A 25,951-nucleotide genomic window follows, 5' to 3' on the forward strand; every position below is an offset into this window, starting at 1 on the left:
CGCGTGCTACTTCTTGGCAGCAGCAGGCTCGATCGACAGCGCTACCGCCTCGGTATAGACCGCATGGACCTGATCACCCACCTTGATCATCTTGAGCTGCTCGGGATCGCGCACGATGAGGTCAACCTCGTACTCCGTCCCGCGCAGCGTGATCATGTGGGTCTTTCGGTTGACGACCACCACGTTGGCAGTGACCTCGACCTTTTCCCCCATCGCACCGCCCGGGCGTTGGCCTGCCGCCGCCCTGTCGTCGCTCTTGGTCTCGGTTCTGCTGCGCAGTTCCTTGCCGTCCTTCATCAGCGTCAGCGTCAGCGCTTGCGTGTAGCGAACGCTGACCTTGTCACCGACCTTGAGCTGCTCGAAATTGCGCGCATCGGGACCGACCTCGAGGGCAACCAGCTTGCCGTGAGAATCCTTGATCGTGACATGACGTTTCTGCAGATCGATCGCGTCGACCACACCGGTGGCCCTGACGACTTCCGTGATGGTTCCCGTGCCGGGTGTCGTCGAGGCCGAGACCTCATGGCCAGGTTTGTCCTTCGAGATTGCGGGCTGCAGCAGCGTGCCCAGCAGCGCCGTCGCTGCAAGCGAAACCAGGATGTTCATGAGCCTATCCCCTTGGTTGATTGAGACTGCTGCTCAGCATGTACCCGGGCCGGTCTCCCCAGATTGACGGATATCAATCGTGCCCGGTCTTTGAGTTTGATTGCCCAGGTGCTGGCGCGCCGGGCCTCGACCGAAGGCCGGGCGGATTGACCGTCAGCGCCCCATCCGACTGTCGTAGCTACGCGAAACGCGATCGATCAGCGCCGGATCGCGCGAACCGGTGGCGTCGAACTGCACGCGCACGCTGCCATCCGCCTGTTGGCGCACGCTGGCGGTCACAGTGCCCCCACCGATGCGCCCGACGATGGTGCCGCTGCTGCGGTCCTCGACGCTGATGGCCAGGCCCTGGTCGCGCATGGCACCGGCCGCCGCGCCGAAGGAGCGGTCGAAGCTGGCCGGGGCCGACGTCGCAACGGGATAGCCGTAGTACGCGCAGCCCGAGACGGCCAACACGGCGGCGCAACTCGCCGCCCGCGCCAGGCGCATCAGGTGGACGGCCCCACGCCGCTGCGTGCCGCGTCCGTCGACCTGCTTTCCGTCATCCATCGTGAAGCTCTTCATGCTGTCGCTGCATCGGTTGGCCCACTACTGCGCCCCGCCCTTCTCGGCCTGAGCCTTGATCATCTGTTGCAGGATCGCCATCAACGCGGCACCGGTCAGGCCGAACATCAACACCCCGTTCGCTGCCTCGAGCGGGCCCAGCAGTTTCCAGGGCTTGGTCATCACCACATCACCGTAGCCCAGCGAACTGAAGTTCACTGCAGAGTGGTACACCGCCTCGTACAACTCGCTGAACTCGCCCAGCAGCATGAACAGCAATCCCCAGATCATGATCTGGAGGAAGTTGCCCAGGATCAGCACGACCATCACGACCAGGAGCGAGCGAATCTGGACGAAGGGCCCTGCGATGATGGCCTCGCGGTGCGATTGGTGGGAGTAGTAGCGAACGCTCCAGAACGTGAAAGTTGCCTGCAGCACCAGGCACAGCAGGATGGTCGGCAGCCCGATCGCCAGATTGATCAGCATGGTGCGAATCCTCCGTTCAGCCTGGTCTGAAGAACAGCGCGTCGGATCTGGCGGCTCGCCAGTGTTCCAGCGCCCACACCGTCGCCCAGGCATAGAGCGCCACGGCGACGAACAAGGCGACGCGCATCGCCGATGCCTTGAGCACATCCTTGCCGCCGGCGCTGTCCTCGATGGCCGGCCCCAGCAGGAGCAGCATGGTCACCAGGGACTGGAGCCAGAAGGATGGCGGCAAGGCACTGGGCCGGACCCGGAACAGCCGCGCCCCGGCCCACAGCGCGGCCGCGGCCATCCACAGCATCAGCATCCACAGGTTGGGGCGCAGCGAAAGGCCGAACCAGAGGCATCCGGCGATCGCTGCGCCCATGAGCGTGGATCCCACGAGCTCCTGTCCGGCGGACCGGGTGTTCGTGGCGCCGGCCTGCTGCCCCAGGGCCACCGACTTCATGATCGCTGCGACGTAGAAGGAGGGGTTGGTCAGCGCCAGCACGAAGACCGGCATGACGACCACGACGGCGCGCAAGGCGGTCCAGCTCGCCGACTCCCGGGTGGGGACCTGCGGTGCAGCCCTTTCGCCGGCGGGCACGGGGAGATCGGGGAAGAGAGCGTGCGAAGCGCCGCTGACCAGCACGCCGATGCAAAGCCCCACCGCGAGGGTCACGCCGATCTGGAATGCGAGGGCCTGCTCCACCACCCCGATGACCGGAATCAAGGTGATGGCCATCACCACGATCGTCGTCAGCGGATTGGCCTTGCGCGCGCCTGAATAGAACACCGTGTAGAGCAACGCCCCTGTCAGCAGCACGCCGGCCAGCGCGTAGTTCTCGAGCACCGGGACCACCAGCACACCGGCCATCATCAGGGCGGCCACGACGAGGGCGAAGGCGATGCCCTTGAAGAGCGGGATCGGCGGACCCGGCTTGCACAGGATCAGCACGGCCACCACGCAGACCGCGTAGGGCGCCTTCAGCGCCAGGCCGTAGGCGACCAGCACCGCGAGACCCAGGCCGATGGCCAGCCGCAGCACGGCCTTGTCGGCCCGGCCCATGCGGCGCCGCCTAGTAGACATAGGACAGCATGCTCATCATGTGGATGAAGGCCGTTCCCAGCCAGTTCATCAGTCCATGATCGCCGGTGTAGACCAGCACCTCGGCCYGTCCCCCGACCCGCGCGGCGCGCAGCTGCTCACGCTCGGACGGATCGAATTCGATCGCCACCGGAAAGCGCTGCGCCTGCCGCAGCCAATCGCGGCTGTTGTCGATCGTCGGCAGCGTCCCGGGCTGCGCCGGCTGCCCGCTGGCGACCCCGCTGCCGACGCTGCGCACCCGGCCCTTCAGGACCTTGCCCGGCATGACATCGAGCACGATCGCCACCGCGTCGCCGGGCTCGATGTTGCCAAGGTTGTTCTCGGTCATGTCGGCGCTGATCCAGAGGTCGTGCATGGTGACCAGCGTCAAGAGCGGCGCGCCAGCCTGCACGAACTGGCCGACGTCGGTGCGCAGGTCGGTCACGAGGCCGTCGGCGGGTGCGATCACTTCCGTGCGCTGCATGTCCAGCTCGGCCTTTTCGACGGCCGAGCGGGCACTGATCAGTTGCGCGTTCTTGTCGCCGCTGTCGCCCGCGGCTTCCCGGGCGCGGATCAGGTCCACCCTGGCGGCCTGCTCCTGGCTGAGTGCCTTGACCCGGCTGGCCTGCGCGCTCTGGACTCGGCGGATGGAAATCGCACCTGGATCTTCCGCGAAGATCTGCTCCAGTCGCGTGGCATCCTGCTGGGCATAGACATAGTTGGCCGCGGCCGCCCGCAGCGAGGCCTGGGCTGCGTCCACCGAAGCCACCGACGCATTGACCGAGCGCCGAACCGACTCGTAGTCGGAACGGCTGCGTTGCAGTGCGATCCGGTATTGCTCGGGGTCGATCGCGAAGAGCTGCTGTCCGTGCTGCACGCTGTCGTTGTTCTTGACGTGCACCTTCAGCACCCGGCCCGACACCTCCGCCGCCACCGGCACCACGAAGGCCTGCACCCGGGCCTGCGACGTATAGGGCGTCAGGCGATCCGACACGAAGTACCAGGCCAGGCTGGCGACGATGAGCACCAACACGACGATCGCGCCGATGCGGGCGCCCTTGCCGGTCTCCGGCGGCGGCTGCGTGGGCTGCGTGGCGGCTTCGCTCATGGTCTTGTCCCCTCCGGAGTGGGCAGCTCATCGGCTCCGGGCGGCGGCAGCGGGACTGCCAGCAGCCCCTTCCAGTCGCTGCGCCGGCCCATGGTCTCCTGCGTCGCAGCGTCGAGCACCGGCCGGCTGCGGGCCGCCTCCCAACCGCCACCCATGGCCTTGTAGATGGCGATCAGGCTCTGCGACTGGCTGCCGCGGCTGGCGACCAGCTGGTCCTGCTCGCTGAAGAGCGTCCGCTGCGAGTCGAGCACGCGCTGGAAGTCGATCAAGCCTTCGTTGTACTGCCTGTCGGCGATTTCCAGCGAACGCTGCGCGGCCTTCACCGCGTCGGCCAGCAGCACGATCTGCTCGCCGGTCTTGGCAAAGCCGACCGACGCATCATCGATCTCGCGGGCGGCCCGCAGCACCGTGTCCTGGTACTGCTCATAGAACTGCTGGAACCTCGCGTCCTGCAGCAGCACGGTGTTGGTCAGCCGTCCATGGTCGAACACGTTCCACACCAGGCTGGGTCCGATGGCCCCGCTCAAGACCTGTGACGATCCCGAGACCGACGTGGCCGACAGGCCCAACGAGCCCAGCAGCGAGATGGAGGGATAGAGATCTGCCACGCTCACACCGATCAGGGCGGACTGCGCCGCCAGCTGCATTTCCGCCGCCCGCACATCCGGACGGCGTCGCAGCAGTTCGGCCGGCAGGTCGACGATGACATCCAGGCCGGCCTCCGGGATCCGCCCCTTCCCCTCGTCCATCTCGGGCAAGGGGCCCGGGGGGCGGGCCAGCAGGATGCTCAATGCGTTCTGGGTCTGGCGCAGGACGATCTCCAGCTGGGGCACGGTCGAGAGGGTGCCCAGGTACTGGGCCTTGGCCTGCTGGACGTCCAGCTCGGACTCGTTGCCGCTCTTGAAATGCAGCTCCGTGATCTGCAGGCTGCGCCTTTGCAGCTCGGCGTTCTCGCGCGAGATCCGCAGCCGCAGTTCCACCGTGCGGATCGAGCTGTACAGGCCGGCGACCTGGGCCGCCATCAGCACCTGCATGTCGTCGTATTGGGCGATGCTGGCGAGATAGGCGGCGTCCGCCGACTCGATGCTGCGCCTGAACTTGCCCCAGAAGTCGAGCTCCCAGCTCACCCTCAGCGCGGCATTGGCAGTCACGGCACTGGTGTCGCGCCCGCCTGAACGCTGCTCGCCCACGCCGAGCACCTCGCCGGTCGCCTGCTGCACCTGCGGATAGCGCGTGCTGTCGGCGATGCCGAGCTGGGCCCGTGCCTCCATGATGCGCATACCGGCGATCCGCACGCTGGGATTGACGCGCTGCGCCTCGGCGACGAGCTGGTCGAGCACAGGGTCGTCGAAGTTGCGCCACCACGCCTGCAGCAAGCCATTGCGCGGGCGCCGCGGATCGGCGGCGAGGGCTTCGAGCGAACCGCCCGACCAACCGGACAGCCAGGGCACCCGTGGCCGTTCGAAATCGGGGCCCACCGTGGTGCACCCCCCGAGCATCGCGGCCGCGCCGGCCAAGGCCATCACTCGCACCCTCGATCCCTTCGAAGGCATCGTGCGCATCGGTTCAGGATACGGTCGGCAATTCGCTCTCGATCTCGATCTCGACGACATCCGGATCGGTCGCCACCCACCGCATGAGGATCTGATAGCCCAGGCTCAGCGCGGTGGCGCCCACGAACATGCCCAGGATCCCGGCGCCTGCCAGGCCGCCCAACGCACCAATCAGGACGATCGGCATGGGGGCATCCACCCCCCGGCCCAGCAAGAGCGGCTTCAGGACGTTGTCGAGCATGCCGGCGACCAGCAGGAGCACGCTATGGATCACGGCCGGCACGGTGTCGTACGTCCCGCTCAGCCAGATGTAGGCGATGACCGGCACGGTGACCAGGAGCGCGGGCACCTGCGCAATGCCCAGGATCAGCACGACGATCGCCAGCACGCCGGCAAAGGGAATACCGGCAATGATCAGAAAGATGCCCACGACCATGGCCTGAATGAAGGCCACGCCGACCACGCCCAGGGCCACCGCGCGAATGGTCTGGGTCGCCAGTTCGGCGAACTCCACGCCCCGCCGGGTGCCCGCGATGCGTCCGAGGATCGACTTCGCGGCTTCGCTGCCCGACTGTCCGAAGGCCATGATGATGCCCGCGATGATGAAGGAGAACACGAAAAGCAGCACCGACCCCGCCATGCTGGCCACCATCTCCAGCGCCTTGGTGGCCAGTTCCCCGAGTTGCGGCTGCAGCTTCTTGACCACCGATGGCAAGTCCTTGTTGGCCAGCGACCAGAAGCTGCTCACTTGCTTGCCAACGACGGGCCACTCCGCCACGCCGGGCGGCGGGGGAGGAATCTTCAACTCGTTGTCGCGCACGGTGACGACGGTCTCGTGGACCGAATCGCCCAACGAGCCCAGCACCACGGCCGTGGGCCCCACGATCAGCGTGATGCCGCCCAGCACCAGCAACGTGGCCGCCAACCCCTGTTTTCCACCCAGCCTGCTGGCCAGCGCCTGATGGCCCGGGTACATCGTCACCGCCAGGATCAGTGCCCAGGCCATCATGGAGATGAAGGGCGAGAAGATCCGGTAACACAGCAGGGTCAGGGCCAGTACCAGACCGGCCCGGATGAGCACATCCATGAGCTTCCTGGACATCCGTGTTTCGCGTACGAGATCGGGCTGGGAGAGCGTTGCCATGGGGTCGGCCTTCGAAAGTAGACGACGGAGCCATTGTCCTGCGGTGCCTTCTCTCCGACTTGACAATTCTCAAGCGCGCGGCACTCAGCACATTTAGATTTATCGCCACTCGTGCGGATGTGGCAGGATGCTGGCCCCGGGACACTCGACTCCGTATGCAACTCGGTGATTTGCCTGTAGGCGCGCGACACGAACATGTGCGCTGGACGTTGGTCGCGGTGGCAAGCATTGCCTTCGCCTTTCTTGGCGCCTGGTTGTTGCAAAGCGCGATTCCGCGCCACATCGTTCTCGCGTCCGGCCTGCGAGACGGCATGTACCACCAGTACGCGCAGCGCTACAAGGAAATCCTGGCACGCGACGGCGTGATGGTCGAGGAACGCATCACGGGCGGCGCGGACGAAAACGAGCGCTTGCTGCAGGATCCCAACTCCGGCGTGGACGTGGCCTTCGTGCATGGCGGCGTGGTGCGCCCGACCGAGCATGGGACGCTGGTCATGCTTGCCGCCCTGTACTACGAACCGCTGTGGGTCTTCCATCGTGACAGCGTCGTACACCAGAACCTCGATGAACTTCGCCACAAGCGGCTCGCAGTGGGCTCATTGGGCAGCGGCGTGCGCGCGTTCATGGAGCCCTTGCTCGCGGCGAACGACATCACCCGCTTGAACTCCGACCTAGTGCCGCTAGTCAATCTGGAGGCCCTGCGCGCGTTGCAGGCGGGACAGGTCGACGCCGCATTCCTGATCGGGCCCGCGCAGTTTCCGGCGATCTGGCAGGCCTTGCACGACCCGGACTTGAAGCTGATGAGCCTGGCCCGCGCAGAAGCCTATCCGCGCAAGTTCCCCTACATCACGAAGCTGACCTTGCCACCGGGAACGATCGATCTCGCGCGGCACATTCCGGAGCAGGAGGTGAAGCTGATCGGCACCAAGGCGATGCTGGTCTCGCGCGACGGCTTGTCGCCGGCGATCGTCAACCTGCTCCTCGAAGCCGCGCGCGAATTGCACGGGAACCAGGGCTATTTCGAGGCGGACGACGAGTTTCCAAACACGGCAATGGTGGACCTGCCCGTGTCGGCCGATGCGAATCGCCACCACCGCTTCGGGCCCAGCGTACTCCACCGCTATCTGCCGTTCACCGTCGCGGCCTATCTCGAACGCCTGGTCGTGCTGCTGGTGCCCGTGCTGTTCGTGATCGTTCCCTTGACCAACTTTCTGCCGCGACTGTTCCGCTGGCGCATACGGTCGCGCATCTACCGCTGGTACGGAGAGTTGGCACTGCTCGAACGCGATGTCCGAACACGCACCGGCGCCTTGCCCGTCGAGCAATGGCTGGCCGACCTGGGCCGCATCGAGCAGGCTGCCACGCGGATCCGCGCCCCATTGAGCTATGCCAGCGAAGCCTACACGCTGCGCGAGCACATCGGCTTGGTTCGCCAGGCCGTGATGGCCAAGTCACAAGGCGTTGACGCGAACACGGATGGCGATCCAGGAAATGCCAAGACTGAATCTGAGCGGCATGTTCTTCAGTCCCGCACCGAGCCTGTCCAGGAAGGCCCGTCGCCAGATACGAGTGCATGAACCTTTTAGTGTTCACTTTTGCATTTCGCGTCTAAACTGCCGAGTCGTACGGGCCAGAGCTTGAGTCACCAGTCAGGTCGACGTTATTGCACTGTCAGGTGGCGAATTGTCTTCTCGTACGGACTCGTCGGTGTCTTGTGCGAATTGATATGGAGCCACTAACATGAAAATTGCCATAGCCGCGTTGGTCATCGCAGTCTCCGGGTGCGCCAGCCAACGAACATCATCACCACCACCACCATCGTCAGCCGTTCGTCCCATCGGCCAAAGCCAGCTCGCCCCGATGGCGGCCGCTACATGCGTCGCGCAGAAATGGGCGACGAGTGCCGGGCAGACGGTCTATATGCAGTACGTGTACGCGAACGACACGGCATTCGATGTCTTCGTTCCAGGCCAGCAGCCACCCGACGGCTCGGCCGCCATGGTTCGCCCAGCCGCCAGTGGACCCGGTTCGATGGTGAGTTTCCGCGGCCCCGAAACCGCTGCGACGGGCGCCGTCGGCCAGTGCTCCTGAGAGCCGAGAGCCGCCCTCACCAACGCCACCGGCCCGGTGGCCTCGGACCAGCGCTTCCGCCGCAGGCGGAGGCGCTACCAGGTCATTCAGATTCTGGACAAGAAGTAGGCATCGCCGGGCCGGGTCAGGCCGTGCACTTCGAGGACTTGCCTGTGTGGCTCGGCGGCTTGAGGGTGCTCGTCCTGGGCGCTGTCCATGCGCCTGCAGCCGGAGCGGCCGCGTTCTCGAAAACACGGACAACGACGCTCCGGCAGCCGGCGTCCGAGATCGATGCCCGCGCACAGCCGCTTTGAGGCGACCGGCGATCCGTCAGTACTTGATATCCCGCTTGTCCTGGCGACCGTCTTGCTTGGTGTCCCGCTTGTCCTGCCTGCACTGGCTGTTGCTCTTCTGGTTTTCGGCTCGGCAGTCGACCTTTCCCGAGCGCGCGTCCTGTTTGGCACCCTGGTTCACGTCCCTGCCTTGCTGGCGCTGCTGCGACTGATCGGTGGCCAGGGCAGCGCCCGATAGCATCAGGAGGCCGGCTGCCGCCAGCATCCCGCCCGTCCGGCTCCAAAGTCCGTGTCTCGATTCGACCATTTGCATTCTCCTTTTCGCTTGGTTGAAAGCGGGAAGCATGGAAAAGCGAACTTCCATTGCTGGAAATTCATGATGGCACCAATCGCCACCGAAGAGAACAAATTCCATGCATCAGCATGCTTGGGGGCAGTTTTCGCCCAACCACCTGTCACGCCGAGCGTCTAGGCCGTACCACGGATCTACGCGGCAGAAACTGCCGCCCCAGTGGCGGCGGCCTGTGTGTTCTGGAGGCATTCTTTACTCCAGTCCATCCTTCTTCATTTCGGCCAGCGCCCAGCCCTTGTGCGAAGTGAAGAAGAACAGCCGCCACTTGCCGCCCTCGAAGCGCCAGCGGCTGAAGCTCGGATCGCTCACGTCCTCACGCTTGTACTTGCCATCGGTCTTGGGAGGGATGAGGGCGACCTGGCGCAACGCTACGCTGGCGGTGCCGTCGGGCATCATGCGCACTCGCTTGGCCTCCCATTGGAGGTCGGTGTTCTTCACGTCGTATTCGAAGGTGGTCTGCACCGCCTTCTTGCCCTTCATGCGTTCGTAGTAGTCCTGCGCTTGAGTGAACCAGACGTCCTCCGTCATCAACGCCAGCCACGCTTTCACGTCGTGCCGGTTCCAGGCCTTCTCGAACTGAGCGATCGAGTCGCGCAGTGCAGCCTCGGTGCCGGCGGCCTCCTTGGCCTTCTTGGGTTGTGCGCCCGCGCCCTGCCCGAGCACCGTCCCCACGACGGCCAAACCGATCAAGAGGACGCGTCGCTTGTCCATGTGGTGCCCCGCCCGAAGTGGAAGAGTTCACGATGAGCGCCGAAGCGGAAAACGTCAATAGCTCGAAGGAGCTCAACGCCGAACTACACCGCTGAAACGAAAAAGCCCTGGCCGTTTCCGGTCAGGGCAAAAGGTCGGTGGTCGACCTTGGAGAAAGGGTGCATGCCCATTAGGTCCACCAACTGCGCCGGAGTTCCAGAAACTGGAAAGCCGCCCAAACGGGCGCGGTCGGGTTTGTCAAAGACCCGCGAATTGGCCAAACGCAAAGACAAACGGGTCACGCCTTGTGAGCGTAAACCGTTGATCTGACTAACGTTTTGGGTCGGTGTGAAAGGATTTCGAACCTTCGACCCCTTGCACCCATGAGGGGGCAGTTTTCGCCCAACCGCTTGTCAAGCCGAGCTTTTTCGCGCCCACCCTTGACAAACGAGGCGGCCGAAAAATCGCCGTCCCGAGCACGCATCCCCCTCGGAGCGAGGCGCGTTTGTCAGGCCGCCCCAGGGACAATCGCCTCGATGATTCGCTCCCTCACACTTCTCCTCCTACTCGCCCTCCCCCTCGCCGTTTCCGCCGCGCCGCGCACTTGCTTGGTGGTCGGCGTTTCCGACGGCGACACGCTCAAGGCCCGCTGCGGCCAGCCCGGCAGCTATGAGGAGATCAAGGTTCGGCTGAACGGGATCGACACCCCCGAAAGACGCCAGCCCTTCGGCGAGCGCGCCAAGCAGGCAATGTCCGACCTGGTCTACATGAAGGACGTCGACCTCGACTGCATCAAGACCGATCGCTACGGTCGCAGCGTGTGCAAGGTGATGGTGACGCCCGCCTCGGCGCCGCGCGGGCCCAGGACGCTCGATGCCGGCCTCGCCATGGTCACGGTCGGGATGGCCTGGTGGTACAGGGACTACTCTCGCGAGCAGACCGCCCAGGAGCGCGGGCAATACGAGTTCGCCGAAACGGAGGCCAAGGCGAAGCACGTCGGGCTCTGGCGCGATGCCGAACCGGTACCGCCTTGGGACTGGCGAAAGGCCCAGCGCGGCGACTGATCAGGGTTCTCCCCGAGGCCCGTGGACAGACCTGTGGAAAACCGCATGCGAAACCTCGGGGATCGACTCCAGATGGGGCCTCCGACGCGATGCCCAAAAAACAGGCACTGTGGCGACCAGACCATTTCGCCTACCTAGATCGGTCCGGCGTCGAACACCTCGACCGGTGCCAGCCGCAGGTGTTGCCGCGCCTCGGGTGGCGCGGACTCCCTTGTTGATCCCCTCGGGAGCCAACCAGTCGGTCGCCGACTCGGCCGGGTTGTAGATGTGGGCGCGATCGACTATCACTGACCAAGGGCATGACCCAATGCCTGGCGTTGCTCGCGCGGCACTCGCCCGCATCGCACTTCCACGGTGCCGCAAAAAGAGGCAGAACATCATGCTTTTCATTGGCCATTGGCGCGTTCTTTCCGGCAATCGCAATGCCGTCATCGAGCGCTTCGCGAAGACGGGTGGGCAGGCCCCACAGGGCGTCAAAATGCTCGGGCGCTGGCACGACGTGGCGAACGGCACGGGATTCAGCATCAGTGAGGCGGACGACGCCTCCGCGATGGCGCGTTGGGCTCTGGAGTGGTCCGATCTGATGGAATTGGAAATACACCCGGCCCTGAACGACGAGCAACTGGGTGCCGTGCTAGCCGGTCTGCAACGCAAGTAGCTCGTTCCCCAGATGCGCAGGCGAGTGGCGAACGCTCGCAGGCCCCGCACCAGCTCCGCCTAGTGCGGTCTTTTTCATGTGAGGCTGTGCGCCTGCTGATCAGGAGTGGGCGCGCGGCATGCGGGTACTCGACCACAAGATGGGGCGGACCCGCCTCGGCCTCTGCGTGTCAGTCCCGGGATCGGCCACGACATTGAGCGCCCCGCTGGAGCCCGCGCCGGCGCGCCGCCGTCCATTCTGGCGATTCTGGTGAACCCGCTTGCCTCCCGTCCGCGGGTCTGCCTCGCCGGGCCCGATGTGTTCGCCCAGATGCTGATTTGCACCAGGAATCACCGGCGCGAGCGTGTCGCGCGCTCGGCATGGAGGCGCTGATCCCCCGCTTGGGCGGGCTTTTTCATGGTGTCGCGACGCCTTCGCCAGAGGTCACGCCAGTCCGGCATGCGAGGGATCGGCCCGAAACACCTCAACGCCCGGCGGCCGAGCACCGTGACCATGTGGACGCACGCAGGCTGAGGTTGGCCCGTTGCGGCTGCGGGGAAGCTGCAGATGATGTAGCCGGCGTGGTGAAGAACCTTGAGTTCCTGCTGAACTCTCGGGTTGACGATCTCAAGAGGCATCTCCGCATCGGCGAGCGCCTGAAGCAATTCCATCGACATGACAGATCTCCCCAATCTTGCTGAAGTCGGGCGGACGGCCGCCGGCTTCGAGACTGCCTAGACCGCCCAGACAACCGAGGCTGTTTCGAGGACCAGTGCCGGCGACCGTCCGATTCTCTGAACACTACCGGCCGAGATGCTCCCGTACCGCCTCGGACGAGGTCCCTACCGCTGCCACCGCAAGGCGGAGCTCGGCCTCGGTCACGTCATAGGCCGCGGTCCAGTACCGCACGTCGTGGTCTTCGTTCACATTGATCTCGGCCCGGTCTTGAGGGCCGCGGTTGCTCAGGTCGTCGGCCATACGTCGCTCCTTTTTTCGTGGAAGCACAGCGTGCGGCTTCAGCAGGTCGGGGCAGGTAAGACAACGCTGCATCTGTCTGCGGGAGAGAGTCGCGCGCCCGAGATCCAGCGGGTGGCAGACCCCATTGAGACACGCTTTCGCAGGGTATTGCCTGGGAGTACCCTGTCCGTGCCGGAGACGGTGCGAGTACGTCCAGCGAACGCAACGTCACCGACGCGCTAGAGGTTCTCAGGAGGCCGCTGAAGAAGGTTTGGATCGTCGCCTCAAGGTTTGGCTTGAGGAGTATCACAACCGTCCCCGCCCCATGGGCGACGCTCACATTCCCTACGACTCGTGACTGGACCAGGCGGATATTCAAATGGGGCCATATCGCGCGCCGAGCGACGAACCTCGCTAGAGCGCGCACACTGGTCGCTGTCTGTCTTGCCGCGAAAGGTCTGTATGCCCCCGGGCGGGGGAGATGCGCATGTCTCTTTTCTTGGAAGCCGCCGAAGCCTTGGTTGCCGACTATCTAAACGGACGCAGCATGCCGGAGGCTGCTCACAAAGCCGCAGTGCAAGCGGCCCGAACGCGGCTACTCAACGGACAGGTGCCCATCCTTGATGAGACGCTGTCCAGCTATATTGACAGCGCGGTGAATGAACCGATTGCGAAGAGCTACAACGATCCGGCGTCTGAATAGCCCCCTGTCACTCCGATTCAGGATTCCTAGTGGTCGCGAGGCTGTAGTCCGTCGGCGTATCGCTCACAAGTGGCGCGTCCCCAGAATGAAGTACGAGCATTGCGTCAGTGACCCTTATGGTGTGGCATCTGCACCAGAGACCGCAGACACCAACGACACCGGTGTTTCGCCCTCAAGACAACGGCCTGCGTCCCGGCCGCACAAAACGCCCCAGGGCTCACGCTCTGCCAGGATCCCCGCAAGGGGGAAATGCCGCCCAAAGAACCCGACCCGCGCAAGCTTGGCGGGTTTTTCGTTCAGCGCCACGCGCATCCGTCTGACAGTGCTGCACACCGGAAGATGTGCAATGATCTACGACCCATCAAAAAAGGGGGGGCGTCATGAAATCCCACCGAAGCGCCTCGGATGTGGCACTGATTTGGGTCATCGTGTTTGTGCTTCTCGTGTCCGTCGGCGCTCTGGCCTTCAAGTTCTTGACTGAAGAGGATCCTGATGGGGTCTTTGGTACGAGGCCCGCTACGACCCAAGTGGCCGCACAGAACAGATCCACCGGGACATCGAGCAGCTAAGACGATGGCGGACTGCCGCCGAGTCGCGCCAGTTCCTCGCGCCCTTTTTGTGTGATCTCGGCGACGATCGCCGGTCCTTGTACGGTGGTGCCGTCCGGATCTCGATACGGGAGAGGAACTGCTGCTTCCACTAGGCCGGCCGCCTTTCGTTCGCCATCAACCCCAAGAGTGAGTACAACTTGCGGGAACCAATTTTCCTGATTGACGCCTTGCTGCACCACGAGGACGTGAAAGTCACGAAGCGGGTCTACCGTCGCAGGGTGCCGTCTTCCAAGCCGCTGCCCTCGGCGATCGGAGGGCGCGACGCGGCCTGAAAAGGCCCGGGTTTGTCAGACGACCCAAGAATTTGTCAGTCGCAAAGACAAACGGGTCACGCCTTGTGAGCGTAACCCGTTGATCTATCTGACGATTTTGGTCGGTGTGAAAGGATTCGAACCTTCGACCCCTTGCACCCCATGCAAGTGCGCTACCAGGCTGCGCCACACACCGAAGCTCTCGATTATAGCCGCTCGAAATCAGTGATTCGAGCCGAGCAGCTCGCGAATTTCGGTGAGTTCGCGCCGCAGGTGGAGCAGTTGCGACAGATCGACCGTACGGCGGACCGGTTCGTGCGTCTCCAGGTCGTCCTGCACCGCGGCGTCGAACTCCTCCTGGTCGATCTCGATCGCCTCCATGCCCTCGAGCGGGACCTCGCCGGACTTGCGGCGTTCGCGCTCGGACTGGACGAGCTCCTGCAGCTTGTTGCGCGCGCCGCTGATCGTGAAGCCCTGGTCGTAGAGCAGGTCGCGGATGCGGCGAATCATGAGCACCTCGTGGTGCTGGTAGTAACGTCGGTTGCCGCGCCGCTTCATCGGGCGCAGTTGCGTGAACTCCTGCTCCCAGTAGCGCAGCACGTGCGGCTTGACGCCGCACAACTCCCCCACCTCACCAATTGTGAAGTAGCGTTTGACGGGAATCGGCGGGAGGGTTTTCTCCATTGAAATCAAGACAGTGCGAGCGAAACCTCATAGGTTACTCCACCGGCGCTCCGAGTACCAATGTTATTCGGAGCCCAGGCTCCATTCGACCTCTCGCGGGGCCGTATCGTCGATGCTTCCGTGGATCTGTTCTTTCAGCTTGGCGCTCGCGTGAAAGGTCGCGACGCGCCGCTCGCCGATCGGAATCGCCTCGCCGGTGCGCGGATTGCGGCCCGGCCGCGGCGCCTTGACGCGGATCTGGAAGTTGCCGAAGCCCGAGATCTTGACGTCCGTGCCTTCGATCAGGCTGTTGACGATCAGGTCGAAAAAAGCCTCGACCATGTCCTTGGACTCGCGCTTGTTCAGGCCGATCTGCTCGAACAGCAGGTCGGCCAGGTGCGCCTTGGTGAGCGCCGGCGTTTCGAGGGCCTCGAGCGTGAAGTCCATGGCGTTCATACCCGCAGACGGGCGCCGAGACCGGCGCCGAGTTGATCGATGATCTTGCGCACCGCCGCTTCGACCAGTTCGTCGGTCAGCGCGCTGTCGCTGTTGAAGCTGAGCCGCACGGCCATGCTCTTCTCCCCGGCCGCGAGGCCGCCGGCGGCCACCGTGCCGTCGCGGGCGACTGCCGGACGATAGATGTCGAACAGCGCAAGCTCGCGCAGCAGGCTGGCGTCGGAAGCGGCGCGGATGGCACCCATCAGCGCATCGTGCGTGACCGACTCGGCCACCACCACCGCTATGTCGCGCTCGACCGGCTGCTGCTTGGGCACCGGCTGCGCCACCGGCAGCGGTCGGGCGATGACCGCATCGAGCTCCAGTTCGAACAGCAGCGGGGCCTGCGCGAAGTCCCATTTCTGGCGCCAGCGCGGATGCAGTTCCCCGACCACGCCAATCGCACGGCCGTCGAGCAGCACGCGCGCCGCGCGCCCCGGGTGCAACGCCGGATGTTCGACGGTTTCGAAGGTCGGCACGCGCGGTGCGAGCAGGGCCTCTACATCGCCCTTGAGGTCGAAGAAGTCGACGCGTTCGGCCTTGCCTTCCCAGCGCCCGTCTTCGGCATCGCCCCAGGCCAGTCCGGCCACCCGCATCGGCTGGTGGATGCCCTTGACCGTGCTGTCGGTGGTCGTGACCGCGGCGTCGCGCAGGAACACGCGGCCGAGCTCGAACACGCGCACCTGTGTCGCCTTGCGGTCGAGATTGAACTTGAGCACCTGCAGCAGCGAACCGACGAGCGAGGAGCGCATCACGCTCATCTGGCTCGCGATCGGGTTCAGCAACTTGATCGGATCGGCGTTGCCGGCGAGTTCCTGCTCCCAGTGGGCCTCGACGAAGCTGAAGTTGATGGTCTCCTGGTAACCCAGCGCGGCCAGCCGCTGGCGCACCGCGAAGCGGCTGCGCTCGGCCTCGGGCCGCAGGCGCGCGGTGATCGGCGCCATCGGCGGCGTGGTCGGCAGGTTCTGGTAGCCGACAAGGCGTGCCACCTCCTCGATCAGGTCTTCCTCGATCAGCAGGTCGAAGCGGTACGGCGGCGGCGTGACGACCAGCGTACCGTCTCCCTCCTCCACCGGCAGCGACAGGCGGCGCAGTGCAGCGGCGCAGTCGGCCTGCGTGAGCGGCATGCCGATCACGCGCGCCGCACGGGCCACGCGCAGCGTCACGGGCTTGCGCTCGGGCAAGCGCAAGCGCTGGTCATCCATTGCGCCGGCCTGGCCGCCGCAGATCTCGATCACCAGCTGAGTGATGCGTTCGATGATCTCGACGGTGCGGCTCGGGTCCACGCCCCGCTCGAAACGATGCCCCGCATCGGTCGAAAAATTGAAGCGGCGCGAACGGCCCTGGATGCTCTCGGCCCACCAGAACGCGGCCTCGATGTAGATGTTTCGCGTGTCGTCGGACACCGCCGTGGCGTCGCCGCCCATGATGCCGGCCAGCGACTCGATCTCGCGGTCGTCGGCAATCACGCCGACCTTCTCGTCGACCGTGACCGTGTTGCCATTGAGCAGCTTCAGCTGCTCGCCCGGCCGGCCCCAGCGCACCGTGAGGCCGCCATGGATCTTGTCGAGATCGAAGATGTGGGTCGGCTGGCCATACTCGAACATCACGTAGTTCGAGATGTCGACCAGCGGCGTGACGCTGCGCTGGCCGCAGCGGGCCAGCCGATCGACCATCCAGGCCGGCGTTGCGGCCTTCGTGTCGACGCCGCGCACGATGCGGCCGGAGAAACGGCCGCACAGCTCGGGCGCCTCGACCTTCACGGACAGCTTGTCCGAGAAAGCCGCCGCCACCGGCGCAATGACGGGTTTCTTGAGCGGAGCGCCGGTCAGCGCCGAGAGTTCGCGCGCGATGCCGTAGACGCTCAGGCCATGCGCCAGGTTCGGCGTCAGCTTGAGGGTCAGCAGCGAGTCGTCGAGCTTCAGCACCTCGCGGACGTCGGCACCCACGGGTGCATCGGCGGCGAGCTCGAGCAGGCCGCCGTGGTCTTCGCTGAGCTTGAGCTCGCGCGCCGAGCACAGCATGCCCTGGCTTTCGACGCCGCGCAGCTGGCCCAGCTTGATCAGGAAGGGCTTGCCGTCTTCGCCGGGCGGCAGCTCGGCGCCGACCAGCGCCAGCGGCACCTTGATGCCGACGCGCGCGTTCGGCGCACCGCACACGATGTTGAGCAAGGCACCCTGCCCGGCATCGACCTGGCACACGCGCAGGCGATCGGCATTCGGGTGCTGGGCGGCTTCCTTGATCTCGCCGACCACGACCTGGCTGAACGGCGGCGCCACCGGCCGGCGCTCCTCGACCTCGAAGCCGCCCATCGTGAGCGTCTCGGCCAGGGCTTCGCTGCTGAGCTGCGGGTCGCAGAATTCGCGCAACCAGGACTCGGGGAATTGCATCTCGTCGATCTCGTCGTTGTCGTTTATTGAAACTGGCTGAGGAAGCGCAGGTCGCCGTCGAAGAACAGGCGCAGGTCGTTGACGCCGTAGCGCAGCATCGTGAGCCTGTCCGGGCCCATGCCGAAGGCGAAGCCGATGTAGCGCTCGGGGTCCAGCCCCATGTTGCGCACCACATTGGGATGCACCTGCCCCGAGCCCGCGACCTCGAGCCAGCGGCCGGCCAGCGGTCCGCTCTGGAACTGGATGTCGATCTCTGCGCTCGGCTCGGTGAACGGGAAGAAGCTCGGCCTGAAGCGCAGCACCAGGTCGTCGCTTTCGAAGAAGGTGCGGCAGAAGTCGGTGAAGACGACCTTCAAGTCCTTGAAGCTCACGTTCTCGCCCAGCCACAGGCCTTCGCACTGGTGAAACATCGGCGAGTGCGTGGCGTCGCTGTCGACGCGGTAGGTCCGGCCCGGCGCAATCACGCGGATCTCGGGCGCCTTGACCGTCCCGGTGGTGTCGGCTGCCGCGGCCTCGAATTGCGCGGCGTACTTCTTCACGTGCTGGTTCGCGTAGCGGACCTGCATCGGGCTGGTGTGCGGGCGCAGGTTGTAGGGCACGCCGTCCTCGCCGTCGATGTCGACGTAGAAGGTGTCCTGCATCGAACGCGCCGGATGGTTCGGCGGGTTGTTGAGCGAGGTGAAGCTGTGCCAGTCGCTCTCGATCTCGGGGCCGTCGGCGACGTCGAAGCCCATGCTCGAGAAGATGGCCTCGATGCGCTCCAGCGTGCGGCTCACCGGATGCAGTCCGCCGGCCACTCGGCGGCGGCCCGGCAGCGTGACGTCGAGTGCCTCGGCCCGCAACTGCACGGCCAGTTCCTCGTCGGCGAGTTGCTGGCGGCGCTCGGTGAGCGCAGCCTCGATGGCCTGTTTGGCGACATTGATCTGGGCGCCGCGCGACTTCTTCTCGTCGACGCTGAGCGCCGCCATGCCCTTCATCAGCTCGGTGATGCGGCCCGACTTGCCGAGAAACAGCGCCTTCGCGTTCTCGAGTTCGGCCGGGGCTTTCGCTGTGGCGAAGGCGGCGCGTGCGGTGTCGACCAGGGAGTCCAACTCGTTCATGGAGAAAATCTTCGAGATGAAAAAGGAAACGGGGCTGGAGCCACGATGAAAAAAGGGCTGGAGCCCTTTCAAGCGCCAGCCCTTGACGTGGGCGCAGGCCGCCGTCCGGAGACGGGCCGCCTGCTGTGCAGGATCAAGCAGCCAGCTTGGCCTTGACCTGCTCCACGATGCCGGCAAAAGCGGCCTTGTCGTGCACGGCGATATCGGCAAGCATCTTGCGGTCGATCTCGATTCCGGCCTTGCGGATGCCGTTGGCGAACTGGCTGTAGGTCAGGCCCAGTTCACGCGAGGCGGCGTTGATACGCGCGATCCACAGTTGACGGAACACGCGCTTCTTGGTGCGGCGGTCACGGTAGGCGTATTGGCCTGCCTTCATCACCGCCTGCTTGGCGATGCGGAAGACATTGCCGCGGCGACCGCGGAAACCCTTGGCGAGTGCGAGAACCTTCTTGTGGCGGGCGCGAGCCGTTACACCACGTTTGACGCGAGGCATGTGTGTACTCCTTGTTCGTCTGGGTTAAATGCCGCTGCCGGGCAACATGGCGGCCATCGAAACCATGTTGGTTTCGTGAACTGCCGTGGCACCGCGCAGGTGGCGCTTGTTCTTGGTGGTCTTCTTGGTCAGGATGTGACGCTTGAAGGCTTGACCGCGCTTGACGGTGCCACCGGGACGAACGCGGAAACGTTTTTTCGCGCTGCTCTTGGTCTTCATTTTGGGCATGTGAATGCTCCTTTAGTTTGTGCTCGTGAGGCGCCGCGGAAATTCCACGGGCTTGTTGGCCCCGAGACACTTCTTTATCCCGCCCCTGCCCGCCCCTTTCGAGAGCGCTCAGGGGCGAAATCCCTGCAAAAATTTCGACTCGCGTCGACTCAAGCCGTTGCGGGCGCCGCAACCGGCGTCGCCGCTGCGTCGGCAGCCGGCTTGGCCGCTCCGCCTGGCTTCTTGCGGCCCGGTGCGATCATCATGATCATCTGCCGGCCTTCGAGCTTCGGGAACTGCTCCACGAGGATCAGGTCGCCGAGTTCGTCGCGAATCCGCTGCAACAGCGCCAGACCGAGTTCCTGGTGGGTGATTTCACGACCGCGGAACCGCAGCGTGATCTTGCACTTGTCACCTTCTTCCAGGAAGCGCCGGATGTTGCGCATCTTGATGTTGTAGTCACCATCATCGGTACCGGGGCGGAACTTGATTTCCTTGACCTCGATGACCTTCTGCTTCGACTTCGCCTCGGCCGCCTTCTTCTGCTCGTGGTACTTGAACTTGCCGTACTCGATCAGCCGGCAGACGGGCGGATTGGCCGCCGCGACAACTTCGACCAGGTCGACGTCTTGTTCACCGGCCAGGCGCAAGGCCTCGGCAAGACTCACAACACCCAATGGCTCGTTCTCGGGCCCGATCAGGCGGACTTCCGGGGCCATGATTTCCCGGTTCAGGCGGTGTTGGCGTTCCTCGCGGTGGCGGCGGTCGCGAAATGCAGTAGCGATGGTCAGAATCCTTCAAACAACTTGCTACAAAATCTGTAGCGAACGCCGGGGAGTCCACGCCCACAAGCAGCCCGATCGACTGAATCGGCCTTTGAATCCATTCAAATTCAAAGCTTGTGTTGGATGTCGTGAGCGATCTTTTGGGAGAACGCCTCCACCGACATGGCACCGAGGTCAACATTGCCCCGGGCGCGCACTGCGACGGCACCTGCTTCCTTTTCCTTGTCGCCTACGACGAGGATGAAAGGAAGCTTTTGCAACGAATGCTTCCGTATTTTATACGTAATCTTCTCGTTGTGCAGGTCGAGCGAAACTCTAAGCCCTTGATCCTGCAGCGTTTTGGCAACTTCCGCGGCGTAATCGGCCTGGTTTTCGCTGATATTGAGCACCACCACCTGCACCGGAGCGAGCCATGCGGGCAACGCGCCGGCATGGTGTTCGATGAGCATGCCGATGAAGCGCTCGAGGCTGCCGACGATCGCGCGATGCAGCATCACCGGGTAGGCGCGGCCGCTCGTTTCCGTCACGTATTCGCCGCCCAGGCGCTCGGCGGTGTTGAAGTCGACCTGGATCGTGCCGCACTGCCACTGGCGGCCGATCGCGTCGCGCAGCGTGTACTCGATCTTCGGGCCGTAGAAGGCACCCTCGCCCGGCGTGATGATGAAGTCCACGCCCGAGCGGCGCAGCGCCTCCATGACCGCGTGCTCGGCCTTGTCCCACAGCTCGTCGGAGCCGACCCGGTTGTCCGGCCGCGTTGCCACCTTGTAGAGGATGTCCGTGAAGCCGAAGTCGGCGTAGACCTTCTGCAGCTGTGCCGTGTAGGCCACGCACTCATCGAGGATCTGGTCTTCCGTGCAGAACACATGGCCGTCGTCCTGCGTGAAACCGCGCACGCGCATGATGCCGTGCAGCGCACCGCTCGGCTCATTGCGGTGGCACTGGCCGAATTCGCCATAGCGCAACGGCAGGTCGCGGTAGCTGCGCAAGTCGGACTTGAAGATCAGCACGTGGCCCGGGCAGTTCATCGGCTTCAGGGCGTACTCGCGCTTCTCCGACTCCGTCGTGAACATGTTCTCGCGGTAGTTCTGCCAGTGGCCCGTCTTCTCCCACAGGCTCTTGTCGAGGATCTGCGGACCCTTGACCTCCTGGTAGCCCGTGTCGCGGTAGATGCGGCGCATGTACTGCTCGACCTGCTGCCAGATCGACCAGCCCTTCGGGTGCCAGAACACCAGGCCCGGCGCGGCCTCATCCATGTGGAACAGGTCGAGTTCCTTGCCGAGCCGGCGGTGGTCGCGCTTCTCGGCCTCCTCGATGCGGCGGATGTAATCCTCGAGCTGCTTCTTGTCGGCCCAGGCCGTGCCGTAAATGCGCTGCAGCTGCTCGTTCTTGGCGTCGCCGCGCCAGTAGGCGCCGGCCAGCTTCGTCAGCTTGAAAACCTTCAGGAAGCGCGTGTTCGGCACGTGCGGGCCGCGGCACATGTCGACGTACTCCTGGTGGTAGTACAGCCCCATCGCCTTCTCGTCGGGCATGTCCTCGACCAGGCGCAGCTTGTAGTCCTCGCCGCGTGACTTGAAGACGTCGATGACCTCGTCGCGCGGCGTCATCTTCTTGACCACGTCGTAGTCCTGCGCGATCAGCTCGCGCATGCGGGCTTCGATCGCGGCCATGTCCTCGGGCGTGAACGGGCGCTCGTAGGAGATGTCGTAGTAGAAACCTTCGTCGATCACCGGGCCGATCACCATCTTGGCCGTCGGGTAGAGCTGCTTCACCGCGTGGCCGACCAGGTGGGCCGTCGAGTGGCGGATGATCTCCAGGCCCTCGTCGTCCTTGGGCGTGATGATCTGCAGCTTGGCGGAACGGTCGATGAGGTCGCTGGCATCGACCAGCCGGCCGTCGACCTTGCCGGCCACCGTCATCTTGGCCAGGCCGGGGCCGATGGAGCGGGCCACCTCGGCCACGGAAACCGGGCCGGGAAACTCGCGCTGCGAGTTGTCGGGAAGCGTGATCTGGATCATGGAAGAAACCTCGGCGAGAAACAAAAAAGCGCGGTCAGGGGACCGCGCTTGGCTTGGTGATGCGCTGGAAGGTGTCCAGCATGCGCGGCCTACCGGCCTTTTCCTTCAGGGAAAAGACCGCTCGTTGCATGCGGTGTAGTTCGCGGTGTCATAACCAGGGTGCCTTTCTCGCTCTTGTTGGTACGGAGTCTGAGCCGGCGATTCTATCCGCTGCGGCGTCAGCTCGCCGCGGCGGCGTTCTTCAGGCCCAGCACCTCGATCGGCTCGATCGACGGCGGCTTGGCGAACAGCTCCGGCGCCTTCGCCATCAAGGCCTGGGCGATCGGCCCGGAGAGGTGGGCCTGGCGGCCGGCTTCGTCCTCGAAGGCATCGAAGATACCGAAGGTGCCCGGCGTCAGGCGCAGTGCGAACCAGATCGGCGTGGTCTTCTCTTCGCGCGCCATCGCCAGACCGGCTTCGAGGAACTGCTGGACCTCGGCTTCCTTGCCCGGCTTGGCCTCGAGGCGGGCGAACAGTGCGTACTTGATCATGTGGATCTCCGGTGAATGCGGTGGCGCGAGATTGCGACGACCGTGGGTCACTCTAGGCCGGGCCGCGGATTTGCTCTATTGGCATTTTTGACATCTTTGCTATCGTTATTGCCATGAGAGTCAACATCCTCGCACTCGATGGCGTGTTCGATACCGGCCTGGCGACGGTGCAGGACGTCTTCGGCACCGCCAACGAACTCGCCGGCATGCTCGGCTTCGCGCAGCCGCCCTTCGACGTCGCGCTGGTCGGGATGCGAAGAACGGTGCGGACCTCGCAGGGACTCGGCGTTCCGGTGCAACCCGCCGACCGGATGCGCACGCCGGACTGGACCGTGATCCCGGCGATCGGCGAGAAGATGCCCGAGGGGCTCCAGCTCGCGCTGCAGCGCCGCGACATCGCGGACGCCACGGCGTCGCTGCGCGACGAGTCGGCGCGCGGCGTCCGGATCGCCGCGGCCTGCATCGGCACCTTCGTGCTGGCCGAATCGGGGCTGCTCGACGGCCAGAGCGCCACCACCACCTGGTGGCTGTCGACCCTGTTCCGACAGCGCTACCCCGCGGTCCGGCTCGAGGAGTCCCGCATGCTGGTGAGTTCGGGCGCCTTCCTCACCGCGGGCGCGGCGCTGAGCCATGTCGACATGGCGCTGCTGCTGGTGCGCCAGGCCAGTCCCGAACTGGCTTCGCTGGTGGCGAAGTACCTGATCGTCGATTCGCGCCCCTCGCAGTCCGCCTACGTGATCACCGACCACCTGAGCCATTCGGACCCGACCGTCGAACGCTTCGAACGCTGGGCGCGCGGCCGGCTGGCCGAGGGCTTCTCGCTCGACGAGGCGGCGCTCGCCGCTGGCACCAGCAAGCGCACGCTGGCGCGCCGGCTGCAGCAGGTGCTCGGCAAGACGCCCCTGTCGTATTTCCAGGACCTGCGGGTCGAGCGTGCCGTGCATCTGCTGAAGACCAGCGACAGGAGCCTGGAGCAGATCGCGACGCTGGTGGGCTATGCCGAAGGCGTCACGCTGCGCGCGCTGCTGCGCCAGCGCCTGGGCCGGGGCGTGCGCGACCTGCGCGTGGCCGACTGAGCCCACCGGGAAGCGTGGACGAAAAAAATCCCCGCGTGAGAGGCTCACGCGGGGATATGAATCAGAGACCCTCGGGTCTCAGTGGAACTGTTCTTCCTCGGTCGAGCCGGTCAGCGCCTTGACGCTCGACGAGCCGCCCTGGATCACCGTGGTGACGTCGTCGAAGTAGCCGGCGCCGACTTCCTGCTGGTGCGACACGAAGGTGTAGCCCTTGTCACGCGCAGCGAACTCGGGTTCCTGCACCATGTTGACGTAGTGCTTCATGCCTTCGCCGTTGGCATAGGCATGCGCGAACTGGAAGGTGTTGTACCAGTTGATGTGGATGCCCGCGAGCGTGATGAACTGGTACTTGTAGCCCAGCGCCGAGAGGTCTTCCTGGAACGATGCGATCTGCTTGTCGTCGAGGTTCTTCTTCCAGTTGAACGATGGCGAGCAGTTGTAGGAGAGCAGCTTGCCCGGGCAGGCCGCGTGAACGGCTTGCGCGAATTCACGGGCGAAGCCGATGTCCGGCACACCGGTTTCGCACCAGACGAGATCGGCATACGGCGCGTAGGCGACGCCACGGCTGATGGCCTGCTCGAGGCCGTTCTTGACGCGGTAGAAGCCTTCCTGCGTGCGCTCGCCGGTGAGGAAGGGCTTGTCGTTCGCGTCATGGTCGGAGGTGATCAGGTTCGCGGCTTCGGCATCGGTACGAGCCAGCACGATGGTCGACACGCCCATCACGTCGGCCGCGAAACGCGCGGAGATCAGCTTCTCGCATGCCTCGTGCGTCGGCACGAGCACCTTGCCGCCCATATGGCCGCACTTCTTCACCGCGGCGAGCTGGTCTTCGAAATGCACGCCTGCGGCGCCCGCGGCGATCATGTTCTTCATCAGCTCGAAGGCGTTGAGCACGCCGCCAAAGCCCGCTTCCGCGTCGGCCACGATCGGCAGGAAGTAGTCGATGAATTCCTTGTCGCCGGGGTTGACGCCGCGGCCCCACTGGATCTCGTCGGCGCGCTTGAAGGTGTTGTTGATGCGGCGGACCATCGTCGGCACCGAGTCGTAGGCGTAGAGCGACTGGTCCGGATACATGGTTTCGGACGTGTTGCCGTCGGCGGCGACCTGCCAGCCCGACAGGTACACGGCCTCGAGGCCGGCCTTGGCCTGCTGCATCGCCTGGCCGGCGCTGATCGCGCCGAAGGCATTCACGTAGCCCTTCTTGGCGCCGCCGTTGATCTTCTCCCACAGCTTCTCGGCACCGCGACGGGCCAGCGTGTGCTCGATCGGCAGCGAGCCACGCAGGCGCACGACGTCGGCGGCGCTGTAGCCGCGCTTGACGCCCTTCCAGCGCGGATTGGTCGCCCAATCCTTTTCGAGGGCGGCAATCTGCTGTTCGCGGCTCAATTGTTCTGTGAGGGTCTGGGGCATGGTCACTCCGAGGGTTGATTGAGAGGTGGCGCTGTCGCGTCGTGGGAGTTACTGTAAGTCAGGCGGCGACTCTTATGTCTTATAGAAGACATATTTTTGAGCCAATGAAATCAATAACTTACGACGATTTTTCTCAATGCGAAATTATTTTTCTTGTATTGAGAAATTTTATTGCGGCGCAGCAGCCCGCAATTTCACAATGCGAAGCGAGTTTTTCGCGCGTGAAAACCGACATGCCGATCCAGGTCAATCGCGGCGAAACCAGTCGCCGCTGGCGATCGGCGCACGGCCGGCGATGCGACCGGGATGGATCTCGTAGACCAGGCAGGCAAGCTGCGCCTCGGCCACGCGCACCCGCACTTCGCGCTTGATGTATTCGCCCGTGTCGTCGAGCTTCACATCTTCCAGCAGATCCAGCTGCGCTTCGAGCGCCGGCGTGATCCGGTAGATCTCGCCCCGCACCCTGCCCTCGCCGCCCAGCACCGCGCCCGGATAGGCGCCGAGGTCGTACAGCGTGCCGGCGATCACTCCATCGGCGACCCGTTCGGGCGGCGGCGCGAAGCGGGCAATGTCGTTGCTGCCGCCGGCGCGCAGGGTCCCGTAGACGAAGACATGGCGGGGCGCCGCGGCGGCGGCGGCATGGGAATCGGGCATCATCG

Annotated in this window: 30 protein-coding genes and 1 tRNA gene; 8 read left to right on the plus strand and 23 right to left on the minus strand. The window is 64.8% G+C overall.

The genetic code is table 11. From position 1 onward, the window contains the following. Positions 1-6: 6 nt before the first annotated feature. The 7 genes from AC1D2O_RS05965 to AC1D2O_RS05995 form a co-directional block, all read right to left on the minus strand. Positions 7-606 carry a hypothetical protein gene (locus AC1D2O_RS05965; RefSeq protein ID WP_478091505.1) on the minus strand — a complete coding sequence of 200 codons (600 nt, stop codon included), beginning with the start codon at positions 604-606 and terminating at the stop codon, positions 7-9. Between the two features lie 153 nt (positions 607-759). Further along, positions 760-1,092 carry a hypothetical protein gene (locus AC1D2O_RS05970; RefSeq protein WP_478091510.1) on the minus strand — a complete coding sequence of 111 codons (333 nt, stop codon included), beginning with the start codon at positions 1,090-1,092 and terminating at the stop codon, positions 760-762. 99 nt (positions 1,093-1,191) lie between these two features. Then, positions 1,192-1,632: an ion channel gene (locus AC1D2O_RS05975; protein WP_478156491.1), complete on the minus strand. Its 441-nt coding sequence runs from the start codon at positions 1,630-1,632 to the stop codon at positions 1,192-1,194. A gap of 16 nt (positions 1,633-1,648) precedes the next feature. Continuing rightward, entirely contained in the window at positions 1,649-2,677 is a 1,029-nt protein-coding gene (locus AC1D2O_RS05980) for a DUF2955 domain-containing protein (protein ID WP_478094262.1), read from the minus strand. A gap of 10 nt (positions 2,678-2,687) precedes the next feature. After that, positions 2,688-3,803 (minus strand): HlyD family secretion protein, encoded by a 1,116-nt coding sequence (locus AC1D2O_RS05985; protein ID WP_478156493.1) that lies wholly within the window; start codon positions 3,801-3,803, stop codon positions 2,688-2,690. Further along, the gene (locus AC1D2O_RS05990; RefSeq protein ID WP_478156495.1) at positions 3,800-5,356 is read right to left on the minus strand and encodes an efflux transporter outer membrane subunit; all 1,557 of its coding nucleotides are present in this window, start codon (positions 5,354-5,356) and stop codon (positions 3,800-3,802) included. Before AC1D2O_RS05990 ends, AC1D2O_RS05985 begins: the two co-directional genes overlap by 4 nt. A 13-nt stretch (positions 5,357-5,369) precedes the next feature. Continuing rightward, positions 5,370-6,500: an AI-2E family transporter gene (locus AC1D2O_RS05995; protein ID WP_478094273.1), complete on the minus strand. Its 1,131-nt coding sequence runs from the start codon at positions 6,498-6,500 to the stop codon at positions 5,370-5,372. Positions 6,501-6,559: 59 nt separating this feature from the next. On the opposite strand from AC1D2O_RS05995, the gene AC1D2O_RS06000 reads away from it, so the two are divergent. Next, positions 6,560-8,077, plus strand: a complete 1,518-nt coding sequence (locus tag AC1D2O_RS06000; protein ID WP_478156497.1) for a TAXI family TRAP transporter solute-binding subunit — start codon at positions 6,560-6,562, stop codon at positions 8,075-8,077. Positions 8,078-8,240: 163 nt separating this feature from the next. Beyond that, positions 8,241-8,591 (plus strand): hypothetical protein, encoded by a 351-nt coding sequence (locus AC1D2O_RS06005; protein ID WP_477650278.1) that lies wholly within the window; start codon positions 8,241-8,243, stop codon positions 8,589-8,591. A 309-nt stretch (positions 8,592-8,900) separates the two neighbouring features. Here the strand turns inward: AC1D2O_RS06005 and AC1D2O_RS06010 are convergent, their stop codons facing one another. Further along, positions 8,901-9,278 (minus strand): hypothetical protein, encoded by a 378-nt coding sequence (locus tag AC1D2O_RS06010; RefSeq protein ID WP_477650277.1) that lies wholly within the window; start codon positions 9,276-9,278, stop codon positions 8,901-8,903. A 129-nt stretch (positions 9,279-9,407) separates the two neighbouring features. Continuing rightward, positions 9,408-9,926, minus strand: coding sequence for a nuclear transport factor 2 family protein (locus tag AC1D2O_RS06015; protein ID WP_477650276.1), 519 nt, complete (start codon positions 9,924-9,926; stop codon positions 9,408-9,410). 515 nt (positions 9,927-10,441) lie between these two features. Between AC1D2O_RS06015 and AC1D2O_RS06020 the strand changes: the two genes are divergently transcribed. Continuing rightward, a complete protein-coding gene (locus AC1D2O_RS06020) occupies positions 10,442-10,969 on the plus strand; it encodes a thermonuclease family protein (protein ID WP_477650275.1) in 528 nt (175 codons plus the stop codon). Between the two features lie 379 nt (positions 10,970-11,348). Further along, positions 11,349-11,627 (plus strand): DUF3303 domain-containing protein, encoded by a 279-nt coding sequence (locus AC1D2O_RS06025; RefSeq protein WP_477650274.1) that lies wholly within the window; start codon positions 11,349-11,351, stop codon positions 11,625-11,627. A 329-nt stretch (positions 11,628-11,956) separates the two neighbouring features. Here the strand turns inward: AC1D2O_RS06025 and AC1D2O_RS06030 are convergent, their stop codons facing one another. Both AC1D2O_RS06030 and AC1D2O_RS06035 read right to left on the minus strand, forming a co-directional pair. Further along, on the minus strand, positions 11,957-12,283 hold the full coding sequence (locus AC1D2O_RS06030; RefSeq protein WP_477650273.1) for a hypothetical protein: 327 nt from the start codon (positions 12,281-12,283) through the stop codon (positions 11,957-11,959). Between the two features lie 124 nt (positions 12,284-12,407). Then, positions 12,408-12,584 (minus strand): DUF3606 domain-containing protein, encoded by a 177-nt coding sequence (locus tag AC1D2O_RS06035; RefSeq protein WP_477650272.1) that lies wholly within the window; start codon positions 12,582-12,584, stop codon positions 12,408-12,410. Positions 12,585-13,050: 466 nt separating this feature from the next. On the opposite strand from AC1D2O_RS06035, the gene AC1D2O_RS06040 reads away from it, so the two are divergent. Together AC1D2O_RS06040 and AC1D2O_RS06045 are read left to right on the plus strand one after the other, a co-directional pair. Next, positions 13,051-13,266 carry a hypothetical protein gene (locus AC1D2O_RS06040; protein ID WP_477650271.1) on the plus strand — a complete coding sequence of 72 codons (216 nt, stop codon included), beginning with the start codon at positions 13,051-13,053 and terminating at the stop codon, positions 13,264-13,266. Between the two features lie 748 nt (positions 13,267-14,014). Next, positions 14,015-14,149 (plus strand): hypothetical protein, encoded by a 135-nt coding sequence (locus tag AC1D2O_RS06045; RefSeq protein ID WP_478156500.1) that lies wholly within the window; start codon positions 14,015-14,017, stop codon positions 14,147-14,149. Positions 14,150-14,247: 98 nt separating this feature from the next. Here the strand turns inward: AC1D2O_RS06045 and AC1D2O_RS06050 are convergent. The 8 genes from AC1D2O_RS06050 to infC all read right to left on the minus strand — a co-directional run bounded on the left by AC1D2O_RS06050 (position 14,248) and on the right by infC (position 20,195). Then, positions 14,248-14,324: transfer RNA gene (locus AC1D2O_RS06050), tRNA-Pro, on the minus strand. Positions 14,325-14,350: 26 nt separating this feature from the next. Further along, complete coding sequence (locus AC1D2O_RS06055; RefSeq protein WP_442282332.1) at positions 14,351-14,812, minus strand: MerR family transcriptional regulator; 462 nt, start codon at positions 14,810-14,812, stop codon at positions 14,351-14,353. 63 nt (positions 14,813-14,875) lie between these two features. Next, entirely contained in the window at positions 14,876-15,247 is a 372-nt protein-coding gene (locus AC1D2O_RS06060) for an integration host factor subunit alpha (RefSeq protein ID WP_442282333.1), read from the minus strand. After that, complete coding sequence (gene pheT, locus AC1D2O_RS06065; RefSeq protein ID WP_478156502.1) at positions 15,244-17,676, minus strand: phenylalanine--tRNA ligase subunit beta; 2,433 nt, start codon at positions 17,674-17,676, stop codon at positions 15,244-15,246. Before pheT ends, AC1D2O_RS06060 begins: the two co-directional genes overlap by 4 nt. Before the next feature lie 23 nt (positions 17,677-17,699). Further along, positions 17,700-18,776, minus strand: coding sequence for a phenylalanine--tRNA ligase subunit alpha (gene pheS, locus AC1D2O_RS06070; RefSeq protein ID WP_478087016.1), 1,077 nt, complete (start codon positions 18,774-18,776; stop codon positions 17,700-17,702). 133 nt (positions 18,777-18,909) lie between these two features. Then, positions 18,910-19,269: a 50S ribosomal protein L20 gene (rplT, locus tag AC1D2O_RS06075; RefSeq protein WP_012747009.1), complete on the minus strand. Its 360-nt coding sequence runs from the start codon at positions 19,267-19,269 to the stop codon at positions 18,910-18,912. A gap of 24 nt (positions 19,270-19,293) precedes the next feature. After that, positions 19,294-19,497, minus strand: a complete 204-nt coding sequence (gene rpmI / locus AC1D2O_RS06080; protein ID WP_028253491.1) for a 50S ribosomal protein L35 — start codon at positions 19,495-19,497, stop codon at positions 19,294-19,296. A gap of 149 nt (positions 19,498-19,646) precedes the next feature. After that, positions 19,647-20,195 (minus strand): translation initiation factor IF-3, encoded by a 549-nt coding sequence (infC, locus tag AC1D2O_RS06085; RefSeq protein ID WP_478156504.1) that lies wholly within the window; start codon positions 20,193-20,195, stop codon positions 19,647-19,649. On the opposite strand from infC, the gene AC1D2O_RS06090 reads away from it, so the two are divergent. Then, complete coding sequence (locus AC1D2O_RS06090) at positions 20,106-20,300, plus strand: hypothetical protein (protein ID WP_478087063.1); 195 nt, start codon at positions 20,106-20,108, stop codon at positions 20,298-20,300. The genes infC and AC1D2O_RS06090 overlap by 90 nt on opposite strands. A 68-nt stretch (positions 20,301-20,368) precedes the next feature. Here AC1D2O_RS06090 and thrS read toward each other — a convergent pair whose 3' ends face one another. Together thrS and AC1D2O_RS06100 are read right to left on the minus strand one after the other, a co-directional pair. Then, positions 20,369-22,276: a threonine--tRNA ligase gene (gene thrS / locus AC1D2O_RS06095; RefSeq protein WP_478087021.1), complete on the minus strand. Its 1,908-nt coding sequence runs from the start codon at positions 22,274-22,276 to the stop codon at positions 20,369-20,371. Between the two features lie 218 nt (positions 22,277-22,494). Beyond that, a complete protein-coding gene (locus AC1D2O_RS06100) occupies positions 22,495-22,806 on the minus strand; it encodes a putative quinol monooxygenase (protein ID WP_478087022.1) in 312 nt (103 codons plus the stop codon). Positions 22,807-22,919: 113 nt separating this feature from the next. On the opposite strand from AC1D2O_RS06100, the gene AC1D2O_RS06105 reads away from it, so the two are divergent. Further along, positions 22,920-23,882, plus strand: a complete 963-nt coding sequence (locus tag AC1D2O_RS06105; RefSeq protein WP_478087024.1) for a GlxA family transcriptional regulator — start codon at positions 22,920-22,922, stop codon at positions 23,880-23,882. Between the two features lie 78 nt (positions 23,883-23,960). Here the strand turns inward: AC1D2O_RS06105 and aceA are convergent, their stop codons facing one another. Beyond that, on the minus strand, positions 23,961-25,292 hold the full coding sequence (aceA, locus tag AC1D2O_RS06110; RefSeq protein WP_478156505.1) for an isocitrate lyase: 1,332 nt from the start codon (positions 25,290-25,292) through the stop codon (positions 23,961-23,963). 246 nt (positions 25,293-25,538) lie between these two features. Further along, positions 25,539-25,946, minus strand: coding sequence for a gamma-glutamylcyclotransferase family protein (locus AC1D2O_RS06115; RefSeq protein ID WP_478087057.1), 408 nt, complete (start codon positions 25,944-25,946; stop codon positions 25,539-25,541). Between the last annotated feature and the right edge of the window lie 5 nt (positions 25,947-25,951).

This window comes from Variovorax sp. P1_G12 (genome assembly GCF_056405555.1).

Bases quoted from the DNA above. Each gene is read 5' to 3' on its own strand.
- thrS (WP_478087021.1), bottom strand. From the start codon at position 22,276: ATGATCCAGATCACGCTTCCCGACAACTCGCAGCGCGAGTTTCCCGGC.
- rplT (WP_012747009.1), bottom strand. From the start codon at position 19,269: ATGCCTCGCGTCAAACGTGGTGTAACGGCTCGCGCCCGCCACAAGAAG.
- AC1D2O_RS06060 (WP_442282333.1), bottom strand. From the start codon at position 15,247: ATGAACGCCATGGACTTCACGCTCGAGGCCCTCGAAACGCCGGCGCTC.
- AC1D2O_RS06055 (WP_442282332.1), bottom strand. From the start codon at position 14,812: ATGGAGAAAACCCTCCCGCCGATTCCCGTCAAACGCTACTTCACAATT.
- AC1D2O_RS05970 (WP_478091510.1), bottom strand. From the start codon at position 1,092: ATGCGCCTGGCGCGGGCGGCGAGTTGCGCCGCCGTGTTGGCCGTCTCG.
- AC1D2O_RS06105 (WP_478087024.1), top strand. From the start codon at position 22,920: ATGAGAGTCAACATCCTCGCACTCGATGGCGTGTTCGATACCGGCCTG.
- pheS (WP_478087016.1), bottom strand. From the start codon at position 18,776: ATGAACGAGTTGGACTCCCTGGTCGACACCGCACGCGCCGCCTTCGCC.
- AC1D2O_RS06010 (WP_477650277.1), bottom strand. From the start codon at position 9,278: ATGGAATTTGTTCTCTTCGGTGGCGATTGGTGCCATCATGAATTTCCA.
- rpmI (WP_028253491.1), bottom strand. From the start codon at position 19,497: ATGCCCAAAATGAAGACCAAGAGCAGCGCGAAAAAACGTTTCCGCGTT.
- aceA (WP_478156505.1), bottom strand. From the start codon at position 25,292: ATGCCCCAGACCCTCACAGAACAATTGAGCCGCGAACAGCAGATTGCC.
- infC (WP_478156504.1), bottom strand. From the start codon at position 20,195: ATGGCCCCGGAAGTCCGCCTGATCGGGCCCGAGAACGAGCCATTGGGT.
- AC1D2O_RS05975 (WP_478156491.1), bottom strand. From the start codon at position 1,632: ATGCTGATCAATCTGGCGATCGGGCTGCCGACCATCCTGCTGTGCCTG.
- AC1D2O_RS05990 (WP_478156495.1), bottom strand. From the start codon at position 5,356: ATGCCTTCGAAGGGATCGAGGGTGCGAGTGATGGCCTTGGCCGGCGCG.
- AC1D2O_RS06015 (WP_477650276.1), bottom strand. From the start codon at position 9,926: ATGGACAAGCGACGCGTCCTCTTGATCGGTTTGGCCGTCGTGGGGACG.
- AC1D2O_RS05995 (WP_478094273.1), bottom strand. From the start codon at position 6,500: ATGGCAACGCTCTCCCAGCCCGATCTCGTACGCGAAACACGGATGTCC.
- AC1D2O_RS05980 (WP_478094262.1), bottom strand. From the start codon at position 2,677: ATGGGCCGGGCCGACAAGGCCGTGCTGCGGCTGGCCATCGGCCTGGGT.
- pheT (WP_478156502.1), bottom strand. From the start codon at position 17,676: ATGCAATTCCCCGAGTCCTGGTTGCGCGAATTCTGCGACCCGCAGCTC.
- AC1D2O_RS06030 (WP_477650273.1), bottom strand. From the start codon at position 12,283: ATGTCGATGGAATTGCTTCAGGCGCTCGCCGATGCGGAGATGCCTCTT.
- AC1D2O_RS06005 (WP_477650278.1), top strand. From the start codon at position 8,241: ATGAAAATTGCCATAGCCGCGTTGGTCATCGCAGTCTCCGGGTGCGCC.
- AC1D2O_RS06025 (WP_477650274.1), top strand. From the start codon at position 11,349: ATGCTTTTCATTGGCCATTGGCGCGTTCTTTCCGGCAATCGCAATGCC.
- AC1D2O_RS06020 (WP_477650275.1), top strand. From the start codon at position 10,442: ATGATTCGCTCCCTCACACTTCTCCTCCTACTCGCCCTCCCCCTCGCC.
- AC1D2O_RS06100 (WP_478087022.1), bottom strand. From the start codon at position 22,806: ATGATCAAGTACGCACTGTTCGCCCGCCTCGAGGCCAAGCCGGGCAAG.
- AC1D2O_RS05965 (WP_478091505.1), bottom strand. From the start codon at position 606: ATGAACATCCTGGTTTCGCTTGCAGCGACGGCGCTGCTGGGCACGCTG.
- AC1D2O_RS06040 (WP_477650271.1), top strand. From the start codon at position 13,051: ATGTCTCTTTTCTTGGAAGCCGCCGAAGCCTTGGTTGCCGACTATCTA.
- AC1D2O_RS06115 (WP_478087057.1), bottom strand. From the start codon at position 25,946: ATGCCCGATTCCCATGCCGCCGCCGCCGCGGCGCCCCGCCATGTCTTC.
- AC1D2O_RS06035 (WP_477650272.1), bottom strand. From the start codon at position 12,584: ATGGCCGACGACCTGAGCAACCGCGGCCCTCAAGACCGGGCCGAGATC.